The 19,986-nt window shown below is 46.6% G+C and carries 20 protein-coding genes and 1 tRNA gene; 17 read left to right on the forward strand and 4 right to left on the reverse strand.

Annotated elements, in window-relative coordinates; genetic code table 11:
• The first annotated feature begins 109 nt into the window (after positions 1-109).
• The 6 genes from ACZ5R2_RS18320 to ACZ5R2_RS18345 all read left to right on the forward strand — a co-directional run bounded on the left by ACZ5R2_RS18320 (position 110) and on the right by ACZ5R2_RS18345 (position 5,634).
• Positions 110-1,498, forward strand: coding sequence for a cytochrome ubiquinol oxidase subunit I (locus ACZ5R2_RS18320; protein WP_464903163.1), 1,389 nt, complete (start codon positions 110-112; stop codon positions 1,496-1,498).
• 10 nt (positions 1,499-1,508) lie between these two features.
• Positions 1,509-2,507, forward strand: coding sequence for a cytochrome d ubiquinol oxidase subunit II (gene cydB / locus ACZ5R2_RS18325; RefSeq protein ID WP_464903162.1), 999 nt, complete (start codon positions 1,509-1,511; stop codon positions 2,505-2,507).
• Positions 2,508-2,774: 267 nt separating this feature from the next.
• Positions 2,775-3,227: an ecotin family protein gene (locus tag ACZ5R2_RS18330; protein ID WP_464903161.1), complete on the forward strand. Its 453-nt coding sequence runs from the start codon at positions 2,775-2,777 to the stop codon at positions 3,225-3,227.
• A 163-nt stretch (positions 3,228-3,390) separates the two neighbouring features.
• Positions 3,391-3,798 carry a hypothetical protein gene (locus tag ACZ5R2_RS18335; protein ID WP_438458595.1) on the forward strand — a complete coding sequence of 136 codons (408 nt, stop codon included), beginning with the start codon at positions 3,391-3,393 and terminating at the stop codon, positions 3,796-3,798.
• A gap of 94 nt (positions 3,799-3,892) precedes the next feature.
• Positions 3,893-5,047 (forward strand): winged helix-turn-helix domain-containing protein, encoded by a 1,155-nt coding sequence (locus ACZ5R2_RS18340; RefSeq protein WP_464903160.1) that lies wholly within the window; start codon positions 3,893-3,895, stop codon positions 5,045-5,047.
• Between the two features lie 242 nt (positions 5,048-5,289).
• Positions 5,290-5,634: a DUF3316 domain-containing protein gene (locus ACZ5R2_RS18345; protein WP_464903159.1), complete on the forward strand. Its 345-nt coding sequence runs from the start codon at positions 5,290-5,292 to the stop codon at positions 5,632-5,634.
• Positions 5,635-6,070: 436 nt separating this feature from the next.
• Here ACZ5R2_RS18345 and ACZ5R2_RS18350 read toward each other — a convergent pair whose 3' ends face one another.
• Both ACZ5R2_RS18350 and ascF read right to left on the reverse strand, forming a co-directional pair.
• Complete coding sequence (locus tag ACZ5R2_RS18350; RefSeq protein WP_464903158.1) at positions 6,071-7,501, reverse strand: 6-phospho-beta-glucosidase; 1,431 nt, start codon at positions 7,499-7,501, stop codon at positions 6,071-6,073.
• Positions 7,502-7,576: 75 nt separating this feature from the next.
• Complete coding sequence (ascF, locus tag ACZ5R2_RS18355) at positions 7,577-9,052, reverse strand: PTS cellobiose/arbutin/salicin transporter subunit IIBC (RefSeq protein ID WP_464903157.1); 1,476 nt, start codon at positions 9,050-9,052, stop codon at positions 7,577-7,579.
• Positions 9,053-9,809: 757 nt separating this feature from the next.
• On the opposite strand from ascF, the gene ACZ5R2_RS18360 reads away from it, so the two are divergent.
• From ACZ5R2_RS18360 to ACZ5R2_RS18390, 7 genes are all read left to right on the forward strand, one after another.
• Positions 9,810-11,042: an extracellular solute-binding protein gene (locus ACZ5R2_RS18360; RefSeq protein ID WP_464903156.1), complete on the forward strand. Its 1,233-nt coding sequence runs from the start codon at positions 9,810-9,812 to the stop codon at positions 11,040-11,042.
• Positions 11,043-11,105: 63 nt separating this feature from the next.
• The gene (locus tag ACZ5R2_RS18365; RefSeq protein ID WP_464903155.1) at positions 11,106-11,975 is read left to right on the forward strand and encodes a carbohydrate ABC transporter permease; all 870 of its coding nucleotides are present in this window, start codon (positions 11,106-11,108) and stop codon (positions 11,973-11,975) included.
• Entirely contained in the window at positions 11,972-12,784 is an 813-nt protein-coding gene (locus ACZ5R2_RS18370) for a carbohydrate ABC transporter permease (protein ID WP_464903154.1), read from the forward strand. Before ACZ5R2_RS18365 ends, ACZ5R2_RS18370 begins: the two co-directional genes overlap by 4 nt.
• 9 nt (positions 12,785-12,793) lie before the next feature.
• Positions 12,794-13,834, forward strand: coding sequence for an ABC transporter ATP-binding protein (locus ACZ5R2_RS18375; RefSeq protein ID WP_464903153.1), 1,041 nt, complete (start codon positions 12,794-12,796; stop codon positions 13,832-13,834).
• Positions 13,824-14,624: an MBL fold metallo-hydrolase gene (locus tag ACZ5R2_RS18380; RefSeq protein ID WP_464903152.1), complete on the forward strand. Its 801-nt coding sequence runs from the start codon at positions 13,824-13,826 to the stop codon at positions 14,622-14,624. Before ACZ5R2_RS18375 ends, ACZ5R2_RS18380 begins: the two co-directional genes overlap by 11 nt.
• A 29-nt stretch (positions 14,625-14,653) precedes the next feature.
• Positions 14,654-15,658 (forward strand): LacI family DNA-binding transcriptional regulator, encoded by a 1,005-nt coding sequence (locus tag ACZ5R2_RS18385; protein ID WP_464903151.1) that lies wholly within the window; start codon positions 14,654-14,656, stop codon positions 15,656-15,658.
• A 148-nt stretch (positions 15,659-15,806) separates the two neighbouring features.
• Entirely contained in the window at positions 15,807-16,547 is a 741-nt protein-coding gene (locus ACZ5R2_RS18390) for a type 1 glutamine amidotransferase (RefSeq protein WP_464903150.1), read from the forward strand.
• 48 nt (positions 16,548-16,595) lie between these two features.
• On the opposite strand, the gene ACZ5R2_RS18395 is transcribed toward ACZ5R2_RS18390, so the two are convergent.
• Entirely contained in the window at positions 16,596-16,955 is a 360-nt protein-coding gene (locus ACZ5R2_RS18395) for a glutaredoxin family protein (protein ID WP_464903149.1), read from the reverse strand.
• Between the two features lie 267 nt (positions 16,956-17,222).
• Here ACZ5R2_RS18395 and ACZ5R2_RS18400 point away from each other — a divergent pair.
• Positions 17,223-17,297: transfer RNA gene (locus tag ACZ5R2_RS18400), tRNA-Gly, on the forward strand.
• Between the two features lie 206 nt (positions 17,298-17,503).
• Here ACZ5R2_RS18400 and ACZ5R2_RS18405 read toward each other — a convergent pair.
• Positions 17,504-17,716: a helix-turn-helix domain-containing protein gene (locus ACZ5R2_RS18405; protein ID WP_438458601.1), complete on the reverse strand. Its 213-nt coding sequence runs from the start codon at positions 17,714-17,716 to the stop codon at positions 17,504-17,506.
• 133 nt (positions 17,717-17,849) lie between these two features.
• Here ACZ5R2_RS18405 and ACZ5R2_RS18410 point away from each other — a divergent pair, with 133 nt between their 5' ends.
• From ACZ5R2_RS18410 to ACZ5R2_RS18420, 3 genes are read left to right on the forward strand one after another with little or no spacing between them, the layout of a single operon-like run.
• Positions 17,850-18,062 (forward strand): hypothetical protein, encoded by a 213-nt coding sequence (locus ACZ5R2_RS18410; protein WP_096993182.1) that lies wholly within the window; start codon positions 17,850-17,852, stop codon positions 18,060-18,062.
• Between the two features lie 9 nt (positions 18,063-18,071).
• On the forward strand, positions 18,072-19,247 hold the full coding sequence (locus ACZ5R2_RS18415) for an Arm DNA-binding domain-containing protein (RefSeq protein WP_464903148.1): 1,176 nt from the start codon (positions 18,072-18,074) through the stop codon (positions 19,245-19,247).
• Positions 19,247-19,558 (forward strand): hypothetical protein, encoded by a 312-nt coding sequence (locus tag ACZ5R2_RS18420; protein ID WP_464903147.1) that lies wholly within the window; start codon positions 19,247-19,249, stop codon positions 19,556-19,558. The genes ACZ5R2_RS18415 and ACZ5R2_RS18420 overlap by 1 nt, the downstream gene beginning before the upstream one ends.
• Positions 19,559-19,986: the final 428 nt, after the last annotated feature.

A 19,986-nucleotide genomic window follows, 5' to 3' on the forward strand; every position in this document is an offset into this window, starting at 1 on the left:
AAGAGGCCGGAGCAGGCCAGATTGCAGTTTGTCGATACAGAAAATTGTGTTTGAACAAAGTCTCTGCTTAGCGCGTATAAATTGAGTCGCGACCACTGAGGTATGCCCAATGGACACACTCGCAATCGATCTGGCTCGGTTTCAATTTGCTTTTACTGTCTCTTTTCACATCATTTTTCCTGCTTTTACCATCGGGCTTGCTAGCTATTTAGCTGTGCTTGAAGGCTTGTGGCTGAAAACCGGTCAAGATAAATACATTCAGCTTTACAAGTACTGGTTAAAGATCTTTGCCATCAGTTTCGGTATGGGGGTGGTCAGTGGCATCGTGCTTAGCTACCAATTTGGCACTAACTGGAGCGTGTTTGCCGATAAAACGGGTCCGGTACTGGGCCCGTTGATGGGCTATGAGGTGTTTACGGCCTTTTTCCTCGAGGCGGGCTTTCTTGGCGTGATGTTGTTTGGCATGGAGCGTGTCGGCAAGAAGATCCACTTTGCCTCAACCTGTGTGGTTGCATTTGGTACCTTCTTATCGGCCTTTTGGATATTATCGGTTAACAGCTGGATGCAGACTCCTGCTGGTTATTCGATCAACGAGGTAGGTCAGTTCGTCCCTGAAGACTGGTTTGAGATTGTGTTCAATCCATCATTCCCGTACCGCTTGGTGCATATGCTGTTCGCCGCTTATCTGACAACGGCGTTCGTTGTGGCCGCGGTGGGGGCCTATCATCTACTCAAAACGCCCAAAAACCCTTTAGCAAGAACCATGTTCTCGATGGCGATGTGGATGGCGGCGATAGTGACGCCGTTGCAAATCATTGCCGGTGATATGCATGGACTTAACACGCTAGAGCACCAGCCAGCTAAAGTTGCCGCTATGGAAGGGCACTTTGAGTCCCACCAAGGCGCGCCATTGATACTTTTCGGTCTGCCCAATGAGCAGGAACAGCGAGTCGACTATGCGATTGAAATACCCAAGCTTGGCAGTCTGATCTTAACTCACGATCTCAATGGTACCGTTCAAGGCCTTGATGCGTTTCCACCAGAGCAGCACCCGCCCGTGACGATTGTATTCTGGAGCTTTAGAATTATGGTTGGCATCGGCTTTGCCATGCTAGCGATTGGGCTATATAGCTTGTGGCTGCGTAAAAAACGTCAACTCTACGACAAGCCTTGGTTCTTGCGACTCTGCACCGCCTTCGGACCCGCCGGCTTTATTGCGGTGCTGGCAGGTTGGGTCACGACCGAGGTCGGGAGACAGCCGTATACCGTATACGGATTACTGACCACCACCGATTCTGCATCGCCGATTGATGCTGCTGCGATAAGCGTGTCCTTAACCGCGTTTATCGTGGTGTATTTTATTGTTTTTGGCTGCGGCTTTTTCTATTTGCTGCGGCTAATGAAAAAATCACCCTCGAAATACGAGCAGTCTTTGGACGCACGTTTACCCGATGGCAGTGACACGCCAGTGGTCACTCACTCCAACCATTTACCGTAAAGGAGTCGATATGGATTATGCATTGATTTGGTATGGTTTGATTGGCTTGGCGGTTCTGATTTACGTAGTGCTTGATGGGTTCGATCTCGGCATCGGAATTCTATTTCCCAGTGCCCACAGTGACAACGAACGCGACATGATGATGAACAGTGTCGCCCCCGTATGGGATGGCAACGAAACCTGGCTGGTCCTTGGTGGTGGCGGACTGTATGCGGTCTTTCCTCTTGCCTACGCGGTACTGATGCCGGCGCTCTACGCGCCGCTGATCATCATGTTGCTTGGTCTTATTCTGCGTGGTGTGTCGTTTGAGTATCGCTTTCGCACCAAGCGCGGCAAGTTTCTTTGGGACGGGGCGTTTTTCTTTGGCTCCTTGATGGCAACCTTAATGCAAGGCGTGATGCTAGGCACTATGCTGCAGGGGATCTCGGTCGAGGGACGGGCGTTCTCAGGCAGTTGGTTTGATTGGTTGACGCCATTCAGTGTCTTCTGTGCCCTTGGGCTTATGTGCGCTTATACCTTGCTTGGCGCCTGTTGGCTTATTATGAAGCTGCCAGATGACTTGGTAGCGCGCTACTATGCGATTGCCAAGCGCTGGGGGCTCGCCATGGTGGGATGCGTGGTATTTGTCAGCCTTTGGTTACCGATAAGCAATGAGCTAGTGCTGCAGCGTTGGTTTAGTTTCCCCAATATTGTCTTATTCGTTCTAATCCCAATTGCTGCTGGCTTGTGTATATGGAAGCTATTCTCTGCGCTAACCGAGCACAAGCCTCTGCGCGCCTACCTTTACGGCATTGGCTTGTTTGTCATCTCTTCTCTCGGCTTTGCCGTGAGTACTTATCCCTATTTGGTTCCTTTTGCTTTGACTTACCAACAGACCGCGGGTCCGGACTCAAGCCTCAAGTTCCTGCTTGTCGGTGCGGCGATTTTGCTACCGGTGATCATCGCTTATACCGCGTACTCTTACTGGGTATTTCGCGGCAAGCTCAAGCATGGAGAGGGGTATCATTGATAATGAACAGAACAGTGCGAAAACTACTGTGGTTTATTGTCATTTGGCTCGCCAGTGTTGGGTGTTTGTTGCTTGTCTCTTATACCATTCGTGCCATCTTGGCATAATGCCTTTATCGCTGACAAAAGCCTGACATTGGCTGCGCAACTTTGGCGGAAACCGTTTGTCCTATGTGTAACTGTGATTAAGTAGCGCGTGCATAATCCGCGCTCGATGTACTAAAAAAGTGGATGTTCGCATTCGCAACAATAATCAAAAGGACAAACTATGTTCAAAAAACCAATGGTAGGTATTACTACGCTTCTTCTGTCAGCGACTGCCTTTAGTAATGACAAGCCGGTTGACCACATGTATCCAGAGCAGATTGATGGTCTGGTAAAACATACCTTCGTGCTCGAGCAAGTTGAACAAGAAGCCGATCGCCTGATCGAGATCATGGTGAGTAAAACCGTTGAAACGACCGATACGTGCAACCGTCTTGCACTAGCAAGCAGCATTGACAAAGGCACAGTACAAGGCTGGGGATACAGCTACTACACGGTATCTGCCGATACAGGTGTGGCATCAACCATGATGGCGTGTGATAACACGGAAGTGGTAGAGCGTGAGGTGTTCGCAGCACGCGGTGATCTTTACAACTACAACTCAAAGATCCCTTTGGTGATCTATGCACCAGAAGGTGTGACAGTGAATTACCGAGTATGGGCACCGACAAACTAACCCATGCTTGAGCAAGATTGAATAGCTGTCTATGGCGGTTAACCCAGTTGACAGCCTTTTTATGTCTCATAAAAGGCGCGGGTGAGATGAACCTTCGCTTACTCTCTAGCTGTTAACTAGTAGACTGTGGTATAAGGACTTTTTTAATTGCGAAGGCGTCATTATGTCAGATGAACAACGTGCACTTGAGTGGATGCGTCAACTCGCTCATAAGATCGACCCCTACACAGAAGAGCCTACTTTTGAAGAGTGTGTTGAGCTGATTGAGCCGGCATTTAAGAGAGGCAAAAGCGTGGCTCAGCTTAAGCATCTTCTTGGTGAAGCGGATCGCCGAGCAGGGGCAGCCGAGCGCAAACATGCAGCGCTGAAATATGCGAAAGAAAAAAGTCCTCAAGCAGGGCAGATCTTACGTCTGCAAGGGCGCTTACAGCGTGTTGAATTAGCATTAAAGCTGGCCACCGGCGACAACAATATGACCATTTCGCAGTTTTGCGCCGAGTACGATGTAAGCAAGAAAGATGGCAACAACGCATGGCATGAAAAGCTGGTCGAGCAGGGTAAGAAGAAATAGCAGCCCAAGCATTCCCATCTTTGCATCAAATACTCGTATGTGCCTAAGCTTACACTTCTCCCACGCACTTTGACCGTCATCGACCGAGGACAAGATGGAATCTCTTTCATTACCGCAGGCACAAAAGCTTGCCCTACTCGCACAAGGGCTTCCGTCACAAAGCTTAAAAGGCACCAGCTATCAAAAAACAGTCCAGGTGATGGATAATTTGGGTTATGTACAGATTGATACCATCTCAGTCGTTCAGCGTGCCCACCATCATACCCTATGGAGCCGTAACCCAGCTTATCAACTGACCCACCTCGATCGCATGGTGCAAGAAAGGCGAGTGTTTGAGTATTGGTCTCACGCTGCATCTTATCTGGCAATGCGCGATTTTCGCTTTTCACTGCCAAGAAAGCACGCGATTCAATCAGACAAGCAGGGGCATTGGTTTAAAAAAGACCGCAAGTTGATGTCACAGCTGCTTAGCCGCATTCGCGCCGATGGACCACTGATGGCCAAAGATTTTGAATCCAGTGTAACCAAGAAAACGGGGTGGGAGAGTCGGCCAACCAAACAGGCGCTCGAGATGCTCTATATGCAGGGCGACCTGATGATCAGTGAGCGGCGCAATTTTCACAAAGTTTATGATCTTACTGAACGAGTGTTACCCGGTGATATCGATACCTCCTTACCAAGTGCCCAAGAGAGCGCACGATTCCTAATTCTTAATACACTAAAAACTCAGGGCCTCGCTAAGCTGGCAGAGATGATTTACCTTCTTAAAGGGGTAAAGTCGGATGTGCAGGTGGCATTGAACGAAATGCTTGAGGGCGGTCAGGTTACGTGGGTACAGGTTGAAGGAAAGGTGTATTATCTGCTTCCTGACACGCTACAATTGCTAAAGCGACGGCTTAACCGCAAAACTGCAAACATCCTGTCACCGTTTGATAATTTGATTATTCAGCGCAATAGAGCGAAAGATCTGTTTAGCTTTGATTACCTACTCGAATGTTATGTACCAGCGAAAAAGCGGCAGTATGGCTATTTTTGTTTGCCGATATTATGGGATGGTAAACTGGTCGCTAGAGTTGATTGTAAAGCCCATCGGAAGAGTTGCCTTTTGGAGGTGAGCCACTTATTTATTGAGTCCAGTGTTTCCAAACAGGATGAATTTAATCATGCTTTACATATAGCAATGAAGACGTTTTCACAGTTTAATAACTGTGAAAAGTACATCATCAAAAAACGCACACAGTTAAAATGATAGTGACAAGAATAGCGGTGATTCAATAATGGAAATGACATTCCATAAATGAGGTTTCGATAGTGTAATTATTGGTATTGGTTAATTAATGGTGGAACTTGGAAACCATTTTTATATTGAAATTATTTACTTAAGTTTACTTTTTACTTACGCAATTTTCCAAACTAGCCTCTATAATCAAAATGTCTCACTAAGAGAATGAACTGAGAAATTAATTTAGCTGGATTTAGTAAGGAGGTTTTATGAAAACGATAACGACTATTGTCGCAACTTCACTCATGTTCTGTTCATCGGCCTTTGCTGATGAGACGGTAGGCAACAAGTTGTTAGTAAGTGATGGCCATTCGAGCAAGACACAGGCCTATGATACTGGCTTCGAGATGGTCAATGAACTGAAATCTCTGCCTCAAGGCGAACTGGATAACAAGCTACTTTCGATAGATGGTTCTGAAGCTTCAATCTACAGCCTAGAAGTCACGGTTGAAGAGTATGCGGCGAAACGTGGCGTGATTGAATATCGAGCCGTAGTCGACGTCCAATATAACTACTGGTCTGATGAAGGTTCTGATTATCGAAACGAGATGTAGTGCTTGAAGGGCACTAATGTCCGAGTGTGGTGTTATTTTCGAGACATTAGTGCCCTGAGGTGTACAAAGATTGTTACTCAAGGTATTTTTCTCACGTTTGAGTCAGAGTCTTTGGTTAATGTTGTTTTAGGTAATAAATCAACCAAAAAAATTATAATGATATAACTGCCATAAGCTGAGATAGCATTCCTATATCAATGATTGTTTCATTAATAGCCTAGATATTAATCTAGTGTGTTTAATAAGTATGGCAATAAATAATCCCAAAAGGAAACCCTAGGTATAGTGTAATTCAAAGCTGCTTGTTTTATCGATTATCTATGCAAACTATCGTAATTCTTGTATAGATACTAACTTGTAATGAGCCTAATTTAGTGGATATAAAAAAGCCGATAAGGGAAACCTATCGGCAAGAAGTGTTATTATCAGAGTGGAACTAGTCTAATTTTTTGCCATTGTTTTCAATGACTTGTTTATACCAGTAGAAGGATTTCTTGGGGGTACGATCCAAACTACCGTTGCCTTCGTTATCGCGATCTACATAGATAAAGCCATAACGCTTGCTCATTTCACCGGTAGAGGCTGCGACTAGGTCGATACAGCCCCACGGTGTGTAACCCATCAAAGGCACGCCATCAGCGATCGCATCGCTCATTGCTTTAACGTGAGCACGGAGATAATCGATACGATAATCATCGTTAATCTCGCCATTTGCTTCCGGGATATCTTTAGCCCCTAGACCGTTTTCAACCAAGAATAGCGGTTTTTGGTAACGATCGAATAGGGTATTCATTGTGATGCGCAGACCCAGAGGGTCAATGACCCAACCCCAGTCGCTCGCATCAAGGTGTGGGTTTTTAATCGATTTCACTACATTAGCAGCGCTAGTGTTGCCCTCATTCATATCAGCTGAAGCACAGCGAGAGGCGTAGTAACTAAACGAGATAAAATCGACGGTGTTTTTGAGGATCTCATGATCTTCAGGCTCGATCTCAAGCTTAACGCCTTTGTCGTCAAACACTTTTTGTGCATAAGACGGGTAGTACCCTCGAGATTGCACATCGATAAAGAACAGGTTCTCGCGATCTTTTTGCATCGCAGTAAACACGTCTTCAGGTTTGCAAGAGTAAGGATAGAAGTTACCACCGGCCAACATACAGCCCACTTGGTTCTCTGGGTTGATCTCATGGGCAATTTTGGTCACCAATGCGCTGGCGACCAACTCATGGTGCGCGGCTTGGTACTTAACCTGATCGTGATTTTCGCCCTCTTGGAACAGCAGACCCGCGCCAGAAAATGGGCTAGCGAGCAGAATATTGATCTCGTTGAAGGTTAGCCAGTACTTGACCAAACCATCAAAGGCCTCAAAACACGTGCGGGCGTAGCGCTCAAAGAAGCTGATCATCTTGCGATTACGCCATGAGCCATATTCGTTGACCAGATGCATCGGCACGTCAAAGTGACACAGGGTCACGAGTGGTTCAATACCGTATTTCTTACACTCTCTAAACACATCTAGGTAGAAATCGATACCGGCTTGGTTTGGCGTTTCTTCGTCACCGTTCGGGAAGATACGCGCCCAAGCGATTGACATGCGAAAGACCTTGAAGCCCATCTCAGCCAGCAGCGCAATGTCCTCTTTATAACGATGGTAAAAGTCGATCGCATTGTGGCTTGGGTAGAACTCACTGTTGTCTAGCTCAACGCTATCAACCTGACCGAGCTTGATTGGCATACGGTTGACGCCGTAAGGGATCATATCAACTGTGGTGAGTCCTTTACCGCCTTCACGGTAAGCGCCCTCAGATTGGTTTGCGGCAATCGCGCCACCCCAAAGAAAGCCATCAGGGAATCTTGTTTCAGACATGGTTTACCTCTATCTGTGTTTAAGCCACCTCGATAGAGGTGGCTGTATATTTATTCTTTGGTCTTGTTTGAGCTATTAGGCTTTAGCGGGTGCCGTTGTGCCAAGCTCTTTATCATCTTGTTTTGCTGACGATTTGCTTGCTGTTGACTTATCGTCTTCTTCATTTGGAATATCGTCAAAGCCTAGCATCAGCGTCAGAACAAACGACAACACTACCGATAGCGCCATCAAGCCAAGTACCCAAACCAAGCTCATCGGGTCGTTAACATCGATAAATTGAACGCTGGTAAACAGGCTAGGTGCGGCCATTGAGTGGCTCGCAATACCGGCCATACCCGCCAGACCACCGACGATGAAACCGGTAATAAGAGTGGCAATTAGTGGACGCTTAAGGCGGACAAGTACGCCATAAAGAGCAGGCTCAGAAATACCCGCCATCAGCGCTGAAGCACCTGCGGCCATCGAGGTTTGCTTCAAGGCAATATTTTTGGTTTTCCACGCTACTGCAAGACAAGCGCCACCCATACCGATGTTTGCACCAATTTCAGAAGGCATTACCATACCCTCAGTGCCAGTTTCCGCAATGGTTTGAATGATGGTTGGGGTAAAGACGCGGTGCATGCCCGTCAGTACCAGCAGCGGCCACAGTGCGCCCATGATGGCAACTGCTAGCCAGCCAAGGGTGCCATGAATAGTGTAAACCAAGGTTGAGATAGCGGTACCAATCCAGATGCCCATAGGGCCCACGAATAGGATACCAACCGGCGCTGCGAGCAACACAATCAGCATTGGTTTTAGGAAGTTCTTAGTCACCGGTGGGGTAATGCTGTCCACCCAACGCTCGATGTAGGACTGAATCCAGGTCATGATCAGCACAGGGATTACGGTGTAAGTATAGCGAACGGAAGTGACCGGGATACCAAATAGATCCACTTCGGTGCCTTCAGCAGCCTGTGCCATCAAATCAATAAAGTTAGGGTGAACTAGGACACCCGCGATACCAATCGCCAGTGACATGTTGGTCTTAAACTTGATTGACGCTGATGCCGCTACCATGATCGGCAGGAAGAAGAATGCGCCATCACCAATGGTATTAAGCAAAATAACAGTTGAGTGGTCGGCCTCATAAATGTTGAACATCAAAAGGAGCATTGCGGCCAGTTTGACCATTGAGCCACCAATGATAGCAGGGATCAGTGGTGACATGGTGCCAACCAGTGCGTCAAGCATCTTCGCCCCAATCACTTTTGGCGTCAGTTTGACTTTTGGTGCTGGCGTGTCGTCCTCAACAGCGCCATCAAGGTTGCACAGCTTCATCACTTCTTTATACGCATAAGCGACATTATTGCCGATGATCACCTGGCACTTGTCGCCGTTGTGTACGACTCCCATAACACCATTAATCCCTTTAAGGGCGGCGGCATCGATTTTGGCTTCGTCTTTGAGTACAAAGCGTAAACGAGTCATACAATGAGTCAGAGCAACCACGTTGCTTGCCCCGCCCAGCTTGTCCACGACTGTGCGCGCGACAGCGCTGTAATCTTTCGACATTTTTTTACTCCTGCTTGTGTGGGGTAATAGCTTTGGGTGATCTCAACACCCAATTCCCCAAAATGCTTTTTGATTGGCTTTATTCAAAGGCCAACAAGTTTTAATAAAGTGCGCTGATTGAGTTCATAGCCCTTTGACCAATGGTGTACCATCTCCCCAAGTCACCAATATTAGTCAATAATCTCGATTCGACTTCAGATCAAACCAAGCGCTATCTTTGCCAAACTCTATTGGTGAAATATCCATTTTAGGGCTTCAATCAGTGATATTACGCGTAACATGTTACCGGTAATATTTTTAAAATAAACCACATAAGAGAGAACATTTTAAAAGTGAGATGTAGATCGAATTACAGCGTTTTTGCCAATATTGGACCAATATCACGTTCTGAATTTATAACCTCTATTTCAGAGATTAATAAAGCATCAATGAAGCTTGGATTGGTTATTTTGGCTTCTATTTTGGGGTGTCTTACATGGTTGTCTGAACATCCCTACTGAGGTTGGCAACTAGATAGAATTATCGAGAGGTAAGCACGCTTACCCAGTGTAAGAGGCAGGATAGCCTAATCTCGACAGTCGAGAGGCGACAATGGTTAACGCATTGCACTCGCGTTCACTAATGGTGTCAAACCAAAATGCAATCATGATTATTGCGCCAATACTTCACCAAATAGTCATGTTAATGTCACCTAACACCTCTAATTTTGTCGTTATCGAATGCACGCGTGTGCATTACTTTATCAAAGGAGAGGATCATGTTGAAACAATCTATGCTTGCTGCAGCGTTGCTGGCAAGTGCTTTCAATGCAACTGCAAGCGAGTTGGTTGTTGCGTCACGCGATAGTAGCTATGGCGACGCAATGCAGTTCATCGCGCAGGAGTATCAAAAGGTCAACCCGCAAACCAAGGTGACGTTGGTTAAACGACCAAATAGTGGCTTGTATGAAAGTATTGTACTTTCTATGCGCGAAAAAACTGGACAGTATGATGTGGTACTCTTAGATGATACTTGGGCACCCGAGTTCTTTGCTAATCAGTGGCTTGCACCACTATCTGAAGATTTTGCCAAGCAAGACTTCCTAGCGGCACCGTTTGCCATCGGTCAATACCAAGAGAGTAACGCAAACGACAAAGTAGCGACCTATGCATTACCTATGGTGGGTAACGTCGCTATGTTCGCATGGAATACCAAATCCTTTGAGCAACATCAGCTTGAAGAGCCAAAAACTTGGAGCGACGTGTTAGCTGCAGCCAAAGTGATTAACGCAAGCGCTGATCAAAACGGTTTGGTGTATCGTGGTGTAAAGGGTAACCCTATTGTAACTGGATTCTTACCAATTCTATGGGGCTATGGTGCAGATGTTGTCGATGAGAGTGGTAAGGCATCACTGGATACGCCTGAGGCGAAACAGGCGCTAGAGACGTTCCTTGCGATGAAGCAATATGCGCCACGCGGTGTTGATGTGTATAACGCCGATGAAGTGCGTGACTCACTTCAAAAAGGCACGGCAGCCATGGCGATTGAGGTGTGGCCAGCTTGGGTACCAAACCTTGATAACCCAGAGCTGTCGAGTGTGGTTGGTGATATGGACATCAAAGCGCCGCCAGCAGAGGTTGGTGCACCTGCGCCTATGCTTGGTATTTGGCAAATGGGTATCCCAGCCGATTCAGCGAATAAAGCCGAGGCTGAGGACTTTATAGCGTTTGCGACGAGTGCAGAAATCCAAAAGCAACTGGCGTTAGACTTCGGTATGCCACCAACTCGTGAGAGCGTCTATCACGACCAAGAAGTTGTCAATCAATACCGCTGGTACCCGCAGCAGGCCAAGGCACTGGAGACAGGTAAACCCCGTCCACGCATTCAGAACTGGGCTGAGGTAGAAAGTATTCTAGGTGACTTCCTACAAATGGCAATGATGGAACAAATGACGGCCGAGCAGGCGCTGAATCAAGCCCAGCGTCGCATCAATCGTGTCGTAAGCAATTAATTACCAATACAGTAGACTTTGCCCATAGTCATCATATCGATGACTATGGGCTTTGGACGTAAAATGTTATTTGAAAACCGTAAGCAATTATTCCTGCTGCTACTTCCCGCGCTATTGATACTTGGGCTACTTACCGTTTATCCAATTATTCATGTGATCTATAACGCCTTTGGTGATGTGAACTATGTGCACAAAACGTATCGTTTTGTTGGCCTGGAAAATTTTATTGAGCTGTTTTACGACTTCTTCTTTGTTGCAGCGATAAAAAACACTTTTACTTTTACTCTGGTTGCATCACTGTCTCAGGTTGGGCTGGGGTTGTGGTTGGCACTACTGTTTAATCGCCAATTTCCTGGTCGTCGCTTCGCGCTGCCGATCATTATTTATCCAATGATGCTATCAACCTTGGTTTGTTCATCAATATGGCGTTCTTGGTACCACTACGACTTTGGGTTACTCAACGCATTATTAATATCGTTAGGTTTACCGGCACAAGAGTGGTTGTTTGACCCTAACATGGCCCTGTATGCCATTGCGCTGGTGGACACTTGGCAGTGGACGCCGATGGCATTTCTGATCATCTTGGCAGGATTGCAATCGATTCCTAAAGATATTGGAGAGGCCGCGATGGTGGATGGGGCGCGAGGTTTACGCTCATTTGCTTACATAACGTTTCCCTTGATCCAAAAGCAGTTGATGCTGGCGTTGTTGTTGCGTTCAATCGATGCCTTTAAGCTGTTTGATAAGGTATTCGTGATGACCGGTGGTGGGCCAGGTAATGCCACCGAAACTTTGTCAATGTTTGTGTATAAGTATGGCTTCCGCTTCTTTAACTTGGGCATGGCAAGTGCTGCTGCACTGGTAATGTTAGCCATTTCCTTGCTGATGACCTTGGTTTACGCCCGCAATGCATTAAAAGGAGCGGCCTCATGATGCGTCATTTACACACGGTATTGGTTTGGTGCGCCGTGGCGATGTTTGCCTTGCCCATCCTATGGATGTTTGGTACGGCTTTTAAGCCTGCTAGTGAGATCCTGCACTCTAGTACGTCGTTGCTGCCGAGCGAAGTAAGCTGGCAGGCCTTTCGATCGCTGTGGCAGGGAAACATCAATACCTTGATTGCTAACACTGTGATCGTCGCCCTCAGCGCTACAGCAGTGTCATTGGTTGTTGCATTCTTCTCTGCTTATGCCTTAGTACGATTTTCATTTCCAGCCAAACTGGACTTGGTCTTTTTGCTATTGGTCTTAGTGATCAAAATGATGCCACCGATCGTGGTCGCTATTCCGCTCTATTCGTTGATGAATACCTTGGGACTGCTCAATACTAAATTGGGCCTTGTGCTTTCCTATCAGGTCTATACGCTGCCATTTTGCATCTGGATGCTACTCGGTTTTGTGCGTGATATTCCGCTAGAGATTGAGGAAGCCGGGGCGATGGATGGCGCGAACCTAATCAAGCGATTGGTCTATGTCGTCTTTCCGCTTTGTGCGCCAGGGCTAGTCGCCACGGCAATTTTCTCGATGATCCTCGGATGGAACGAGTTCTTGTTCTCGCTATTGTTTATCCATCTACCTGATAATTTTACGATCCCCTTGTTCATTTCCAACTTTATGACCGAAGACGGCACTGCGTGGGGTGAGCTTATGGCCGTGGGTATTGTCTCGTCACTACCTATGTTGGCCTTGGCAGGGTACATGCAGCGCTACCTGCTGCGCGGTTTTTCTATGGGACTTAAGTAGGCTTCTAATATGAAAAAATTAACCATTAAAAATCTCTCTAAGTCCTATGATGGCAACTTAGTGATCCCGAACATCAACCTTGATATCAACGAAGGGGAATTTGTTGTTTTTGTTGGCCCTTCAGGGTGCGGTAAGTCCACCTTACTGCGAATGATCGCCGGTTTAGAGTCGGTGACACAAGGTACTATTCAGCTCAATGAACGGATACTGAACACGGTGCATCCATCCAATCGTGAAGTTGCGATGGTGTTTCAGTCTTATGCACTCTATCCACATATGACAGTGGAGAAGAACATAGGATTCCCACTCAAGATGGCGGGTGTTCCAGCAGAGCAGATTAAACAAAAGGTGATGAAAACCGCGCGTAATCTGCAACTGGAGCCATTTTTACAACGATTACCAGGTGCGCTTTCTGGTGGTCAGCGCCAGCGAGTGGCAATTGGACGAGCGATTGTGCGTGATCCAGAAATATTTCTGTTTGATGAGCCACTATCCAATTTGGATGCTAAGTTGCGCGGGGAGATGCGGGTATACTTGAAGCAGCTGCATCAGCAACTCAACGCGACCATGGTCTACGTGACCCACGACCAAGTCGAGGCGATGACACTGGCAGACAAGATCGTGGTATTAAACCAAGGACATATTGAACAGATTGGTGCTCCCGAAACCCTCTATGACCGACCAGCAAACCGATTTGTTGCGTCTTTCATTGGCAGTCCAGTAATGAATTTCTTACCTTTTGAACAGTTTGCTGCATCACTAGGTCATCAAACCTTAGCCAATAGTGTTAAGACAATCGGTATTCGCCCAAATCAGGTAGTAACAGGCGAGAGTGATCACAGTGTGAGTATGGTAATAGACGTAGTCGAACCCTTGGGTCATGCTCGTCTATATTATGGCAACCTCGCTCAGGGCAAATTTGTTATTGAGAGTGATCAACGCTTTGAGGTAGGCCAAACGATAGAGATTGATCTCAAGGCATCGACTGTGCATTTATTTGATGTTAATGACCAACGCGTCGAGCTGGATGAGGTTGCCAATGCAGCCTAGTACACAACAATCGTCATTCACTGCAGTGATGTTAGGCTGTGGTGATGCTTATGATACTCAGCGGCACAATTCTGGCCTGCTGGTGACAGAGGGCGACTATAGCCTGCTAATCGACTGTGGTCCTTGGCTGACTCGTCGGGCGCTTGAATACCTTGATGGCCCAGAACAGTTGGATGGGATCTATATAACCCACGCGCACCCAGATCATGCCTTGGGGTTGACGACCTTACTTAACTGGATGGACTCCAAGCAGCGCCGCCATCCACTAACGATATATTTACAACGTTCTCAGGCCCGAGTGATTGAGGCATTGGTCAGTTATGCTTACTGGCCAAATGATGAGCTCGGCTTTGCTATTGAATATCGATATATTGAAGACATTAATTGTGTGGGGCCTTGGAAAGCACAATTTGCTGTGACCAAACATGCGGTCGATAACTTTAGTATACGGTTGCAAACCCAAGGCAAACACTCGCTGTTTTTCTCCGGTGATGGTGAGCTGAGCGAGCTTGGGACGACGCTTGCCGCCCAATCAGATTGGGTGTTTATCGAATGTCAGACGTTGAAGCTGCATACCAGCCATGGCTCATGGGAGCAAATCAAGACTTTGCCCAAGCGTGCGACTAGCCGTTGGCGTCTCTATCATGTGAGCCCGGAAGAGCGCGGTGAGTTGATCGCAGCGTTGCATGATCAGCCCCAAATTCAGATGGCTCATGAGGGCGAGCGCCTGGTGGCAAAAGCGACCGAGTCTGACCATCATTGCCTATCAGTAGATGAGTCGATAAGGTAGTAGAACAGTAATTGGTGAGAAGTGAAAAAGTGAACAAAAAAGTCACCTCAACAGATGTCGCTAAACACCTTGGAGTCTCGCGCTCAGCGGTTTCTCGCGCCTTTACTGATGGCGCGAGTATTAACCAAGAGAAGCGCCAGCGTATCCTTGCGGCGGCGAAGCAGCTTGGTTATCAACCGAATATGTTTGCTCGTAACCTCAGTACACCGGTTCAAAAGGCCAAATCAAACCTGGTGGCTATATTGATCAGTGATTTTTCTAATCCCTATCAGTCTTTTTTGTTTGAAGAGCTGTCTGCGGCACTTCAGCAGGCTGGCAAGCAGCCGATGTTATTGAATGTCAAGCAAGAGAGTGACCTTGATCAGGCCATCTTGCGCCTATCGGGCTATCAAGTTGATGGTGTGATTGCTGTTGTGGGCTCACTCCCTGCAGAGAGCCTTCATCAATGTTTAAAGCTGTCGTTACCTTTAGTGACACTTGGGCGAGCCGATGTCAAAGGGCAGATCCCCTCGGTTCAGACTGACAATTTTACTGCAGGTAAACTGGCCGCTCAGTACCTAGTGGGTCAAGGTTGTCAGTTCTTGGGTTACATTGCTGGACGCAGGGATGGGCAGGCATCCAACGAGCGCTGGCAAGGGTTTAGGGAATCGTTGATCACCACGCTAGGCGGTGAGCCTGAGTATATTGATGCTGGTCGCTATGGCTACAGCGCAGGTTTCGAAGCTTCGGTTAGCAATACTGAGCGGCTTAGAAGTCTTGATGGTGTATTTTGTGCCTCAGATGCACTGGCTATGGGGGTGATTGACGCGTGCCAGCAATTTGCCGGCATCGCCATCCCCAATCAGCTAAGAGTCGTGGGGTGCGACAATGTTCCGCAGGCGGCTTGGCAAGGCTATCAGTTAACCACCATCGCTCAGCCTGTTAGCCTAATAGCCACGCGAGCGCTCGATGCCTTACAGCATCAGTGGGATCAGCGGCCTTTAGATAATGCGATTATCCGCGTGCAACCAAGCCTTAAGATCCGAAGAACCTAGCATTGCTTGTTTTAGACCAAAAACGCTATAGTGATTGATAGCAAGTGACTCATAACTGATTGGTCTATAATGAGTATTGTATCTATTTAGACAGAAATTGAAATTAAAGAGAGCGGATAAAACAGAGCCTGACAAGGAGTGAGGACGGATGAAAATAGGGATATTAACCTGTGGCTATGTCGATAGTGAGCTAGCCAAGACTTATGGCCAGTACGCGCAAATGATCGAGCTTTCACTAGGTGAGGTCAAGTCAACGCTAGAGTTTATCAACTATGATGCGTATGCAGGCGAGCTACCAGACCTAGATGAGTGTTTTGGCTTCATTCTGACCGGAAGTGTGCACAACGCTTACGATAACGATGCGTGGATCACTAACTTGATGGATTGGATAGTGCGGTGTGAAGCGCAGCGCAAGCCACTGGTCGGAATTTGCTTTGGTCACCAGCTTATCGCGCGCGCTCTCGGCGGGCGGGTTGAAAAATCAACCAAAGGTTGGGGGATTGGCAGCTATAAAGTCAATATTATCAGGCAAAAGCGCTGGATGAAGCTTGGGGTCGACAGCGCAAGGCTATTGGTTAGTCATCAGGATCAAGTAGTGATTGCGCCAAGCGGAATGAAGGTTGCCGCGCGCAACGACTTTTGTCCAAACTTTATGTTAGTTAAAGATAATCATGTGATGACCATTCAGGGTCACCCAGAATTTTCCTCAAGCTTTACGCAAGCACTGACCAGACAGCGAGAGCACCTGTTAAGACCGGGGCAGTACCAATCAGCACTTACTGAAGCTGGCAAACCACAGGACTCGTCCCTGATCCTTCACTGGATCAGCAGCTTTTTCGAAACCGCGATGCGCGACCAACAGGTCAAGCAAAAGGTTGGTGTTGTCTAATCTAAACGGGGCGGAGCTTCGCTCTCCGCCGGTTTGGCATCGAAAGAGTTATGCAAATTCTCTTTGCAAATAGGCAACGATATCAGAAGACTCATACATCCAAGTCTGCTCACCATTTTGCTCAATGCGCAGGCATGGTACCTTAACTTGACCCCCGCCAGTGAGTAACTCTTCTCGAGCAACAGGATCATTTTTGGCATCTTTTAGGGCAATATCAATCGATTGACGTTTCATCTCACGTCGCACTTTGACACAAAAGGGGCAGGCCTCGAACTGATACAGAGTCAAGTCTTTGGCTTTTTGATCGGCAAGTTGCTGAGCCTGAGTGCTGCGTTTTACGCCGCTGGGCCTAAAGATAACATTCAGCAGCAAAATGAGTTTCCCGAGGATGATTCTAATGATTTTCATACTGACCTTTGTTGAGCAAGTGATAATTAGTTTTGTTTACGTAATGTTAAACACTCTCGAATCAAAGTACAGAGAAAGCTCCGTTTTTTTCGGGCAGAATTGAACTTAGATAAATGCGATCTATATCGCAGCTTTTTCAGATAGAACAATCACCTAGAATAAAAATCACCCTAAACGAGCAAAAGATGCCCAGTTAGCGCTCAAAGGCCAAAATAGTGCTTTTCTTTTCTCACCAGTGTGGCATATTAACTCTCGTCCCACGATGATGCGTGCATCGTATAATGGCTATTACCTCAGCCTTCCAAGCTGATGATGCGGGTTCGATTCCCGCTGCACGCTCCAAGTCCTCATAAGTACTAAATAAAATCTAAACTCTTAAAAATAAACGCTTTATTGCGTTTTTCGTCGTGTCTGCAGTTTGAAAGTCTAGCTTTAAATTAATGCTCGGTGGCCAAGTGGTGGCAATTTTGGTGTCCACGACTGCTATGGGGACTATGTGGTGTTAGATGGGCTTCAACACAATAGTCGTCAGCCCAACATTACTCCATTTAATCGGTATTTTCAGCGATCCTTTCGAATAACTCCGCTACTGTAATATCAAAGTAGCCACACAGCGTATCAATCACTTCAAGCTCTACCCGCGTCGCTGTCTCATTATACAAGCGTGTAATCGTGCCTCGATTGATACCCGTATCGCGCGATACATCTGAAATTTTTAGCTTTCTTTCACCCATGATTTTCGATAGGTGGCACTTTAACATGGTCTTCTCCTGTAAAAAATGTTCTCCTGTAGATTAAAAGTACTTGCAAAAGAGTATTTCTATGATACGTTTTGTTCTGTAGGAGAGCATTAAGTTCTTTTGAAAGATATTTAGTTCAGCAGGAGATTGTACGATGGATAATACCTATTTGACAACGTCAGAGCTCTCAAAGCGAATCAAGTATGACGAAAGAGTGATCCGAGAGCAGTTGAAAGACAGTGTGCTGTTTGAGGGTGTCCATTATATCCGCCCATTTGGAGGGAGAAAAATACTCTTCATTTGGGAAAGAGTCGAAGAGGAAATGCTGAGTGGTGTTTCGATGCAATCATTGATCACTGGTTTGTAAGGGGGAAATATGGGGGTATTGAACGTTCGAAATGGCAAGCTTGTTCTTCAGTTTCGCTATCGTGGTCAGCGTTGCCGAGAACAAACGCAACTGCCTGACAACAAAGCCAATCGAAACCGGCTGGAGCGCCTACTCAAAAGAATAGAAGCGGAGATTGTTCTTGATATCTTTGACTATTCCGCCTATTTTCCAAAAAGCTCAATGGCTAAGCGTTTTGATGAGGTGAAACGAAGAGAGGAAACGGCAAAATGTTACTTTGAAGCACCAGAGTCCCCAAGGTTTCAGGAATTTGCTGAGATATGGTTAGCCGAAATGAAGATCGAGTGGAGTCACAGCCACCTAGTGGATGTGGAGGGCGTACTAAGCAAATACCTAATACCGACATTCAGTAGTAAGAGGATCAGCGCCATTAATAAGGCTCAAATCATGCAATTTCGCTCCTTCCTCGCCAAAGTACCGGGACGAAATGCTCAATTCTTAAGTCCATCACGGATAAATCACATAATGACACCGCTTAGAATGATTCTTAATGAAGCCGCTGATCGTTATGACTTTAGCCCAGCCTGGAAGAATATCAAAGCCTTAAAAGTAGGTCGTACGGAAGTTGACCCATTCTCATTAGAGGAAGTGGAGCGCTTCCTTAAACATGTTGATGAAGAGTACCTCGCTTATTATATAACTCGCTTTTTTACTGGCATGAGAACAGGTGAAGTTGATGGATTGATGTGGGAAAGTGTGGACCTCGAGAACAAAACCATCACGGTTAGTCAAAGTATTGTGCGTGGCCGGTTGAAAGGGCTCAAAACCGATGGTTCATATCGTGTGGTTCAGCTTACAGATAGGGTGGTGGAAGCCCTTGAAAAGCACTTTCTTAGCGCCGATAAAAAACTGAAATATGTGTTTACTAATGCTCAAAATCGTCATCTCAATTACGCCGTAGTTGCTCGTTCCGTTTGGTATCCTGCTATCGAAAGAGCAGGGTTAAAGCGACGAAACCCCTATCAAACTCGCCATACGTACGCGACGCTACTTTTAGCCGCTGGTGAATCTCCAGAATGGATCGCAAACCAAATGGGGCACACGACGACAACGATGCTGTTCCGAGTTTATTCGCGTTATGTCCCCAACCTCACTCGCAAAGATGGTAGCGCATTTGCTGCATTTCTTCATACAGGAGGCAAGTGATGCGCTATTCACCTTTAGCTGTGCATTGCACAAGCCTTTGTTTCGATGTGATTCAAAGTCATTACTTTGATGAAATGACGGTTGAAGATATCAAACAATCTAAAGCAGAAATTTATTCCTTACTCAAGGGGCGAACCTACATGCTGCCGCACCAGTATTGGCGGGAAGATATGTTCTTGGACATGGTAGCAAATAGCATCGTGGAGGTGTTGTACCAATGTCGCCACCACCGTTCAAAACGAGATGTGGATTGGGTATTAAGCTTTGTGGAGCGCCAGATTGGTTTGGCTATAGAGATAGCGAAGCACTAGGGGATATTGATGTGAGTTACTACACACGGAGCTGGTACACATGAGTGACTGCGATGAGAAAGCTAACTAGTAGGACTAAAACCGTATAGGGTTAGTCATCCTGTTTGTCTTCGGTCCTAGCGTATGAGTATTCAAATACTTGCTAACTTCAAGTCCAACCTCGTAGTTTGTAAGCTTGCGAACGGTCTTTTGCCTAAATATGCTGATACAGTGTCGGTACCATTTCAAATTAAGGGTTGAATAGTGGCACAAATAATGACGCGAGATATCAATGCAGGCAATAAGTTGACAAAATCAATTGATAACCCGGCAGGTGAATATATGGAATCGGAAACTGTCTATCAGTTTCTTTATGTGGTCAAAATCGGCTTTGTAGTTCACGCGTTGCAGTATGTACTGTGCAACTATACAAACCAGGGGCTGAAGTC

The organism is Vibrio sabulosilitoris, assembly GCF_055391395.1.

Excerpts from the sequence above, each read along its gene's own strand:
- ACZ5R2_RS18320 (WP_464903163.1), top strand. The coding sequence starts at position 110 with ATGGACACACTCGCAATCGATCTGGCTCGGTTTCAATTTGCTTTTACT.
- ascF (WP_464903157.1), bottom strand. The coding sequence starts at position 9,052 with ATGTCGAAAGATTACAGCGCTGTCGCGCGCACAGTCGTGGACAAGCTG.
- ACZ5R2_RS18360 (WP_464903156.1), top strand. The coding sequence starts at position 9,810 with ATGTTGAAACAATCTATGCTTGCTGCAGCGTTGCTGGCAAGTGCTTTC.
- ACZ5R2_RS18340 (WP_464903160.1), top strand. The coding sequence starts at position 3,893 with ATGGAATCTCTTTCATTACCGCAGGCACAAAAGCTTGCCCTACTCGCA.
- ACZ5R2_RS18370 (WP_464903154.1), top strand. The coding sequence starts at position 11,972 with ATGATGCGTCATTTACACACGGTATTGGTTTGGTGCGCCGTGGCGATG.
- ACZ5R2_RS18390 (WP_464903150.1), top strand. The coding sequence starts at position 15,807 with ATGAAAATAGGGATATTAACCTGTGGCTATGTCGATAGTGAGCTAGCC.
- ACZ5R2_RS18420 (WP_464903147.1), top strand. The coding sequence starts at position 19,247 with ATGCGCTATTCACCTTTAGCTGTGCATTGCACAAGCCTTTGTTTCGAT.
- ACZ5R2_RS18410 (WP_096993182.1), top strand. The coding sequence starts at position 17,850 with ATGGATAATACCTATTTGACAACGTCAGAGCTCTCAAAGCGAATCAAG.
- ACZ5R2_RS18415 (WP_464903148.1), top strand. The coding sequence starts at position 18,072 with ATGGGGGTATTGAACGTTCGAAATGGCAAGCTTGTTCTTCAGTTTCGC.
- ACZ5R2_RS18380 (WP_464903152.1), top strand. The coding sequence starts at position 13,824 with ATGCAGCCTAGTACACAACAATCGTCATTCACTGCAGTGATGTTAGGC.
- ACZ5R2_RS18335 (WP_438458595.1), top strand. The coding sequence starts at position 3,391 with ATGTCAGATGAACAACGTGCACTTGAGTGGATGCGTCAACTCGCTCAT.
- ACZ5R2_RS18345 (WP_464903159.1), top strand. The coding sequence starts at position 5,290 with ATGAAAACGATAACGACTATTGTCGCAACTTCACTCATGTTCTGTTCA.
- ACZ5R2_RS18395 (WP_464903149.1), bottom strand. The coding sequence starts at position 16,955 with ATGAAAATCATTAGAATCATCCTCGGGAAACTCATTTTGCTGCTGAAT.
- ACZ5R2_RS18375 (WP_464903153.1), top strand. The coding sequence starts at position 12,794 with ATGAAAAAATTAACCATTAAAAATCTCTCTAAGTCCTATGATGGCAAC.
- ACZ5R2_RS18350 (WP_464903158.1), bottom strand. The coding sequence starts at position 7,501 with ATGTCTGAAACAAGATTCCCTGATGGCTTTCTTTGGGGTGGCGCGATT.
- ACZ5R2_RS18405 (WP_438458601.1), bottom strand. The coding sequence starts at position 17,716 with ATGTTAAAGTGCCACCTATCGAAAATCATGGGTGAAAGAAAGCTAAAA.
- ACZ5R2_RS18365 (WP_464903155.1), top strand. The coding sequence starts at position 11,106 with ATGTTATTTGAAAACCGTAAGCAATTATTCCTGCTGCTACTTCCCGCG.
- cydB (WP_464903162.1), top strand. The coding sequence starts at position 1,509 with ATGGATTATGCATTGATTTGGTATGGTTTGATTGGCTTGGCGGTTCTG.
- ACZ5R2_RS18330 (WP_464903161.1), top strand. The coding sequence starts at position 2,775 with ATGTTCAAAAAACCAATGGTAGGTATTACTACGCTTCTTCTGTCAGCG.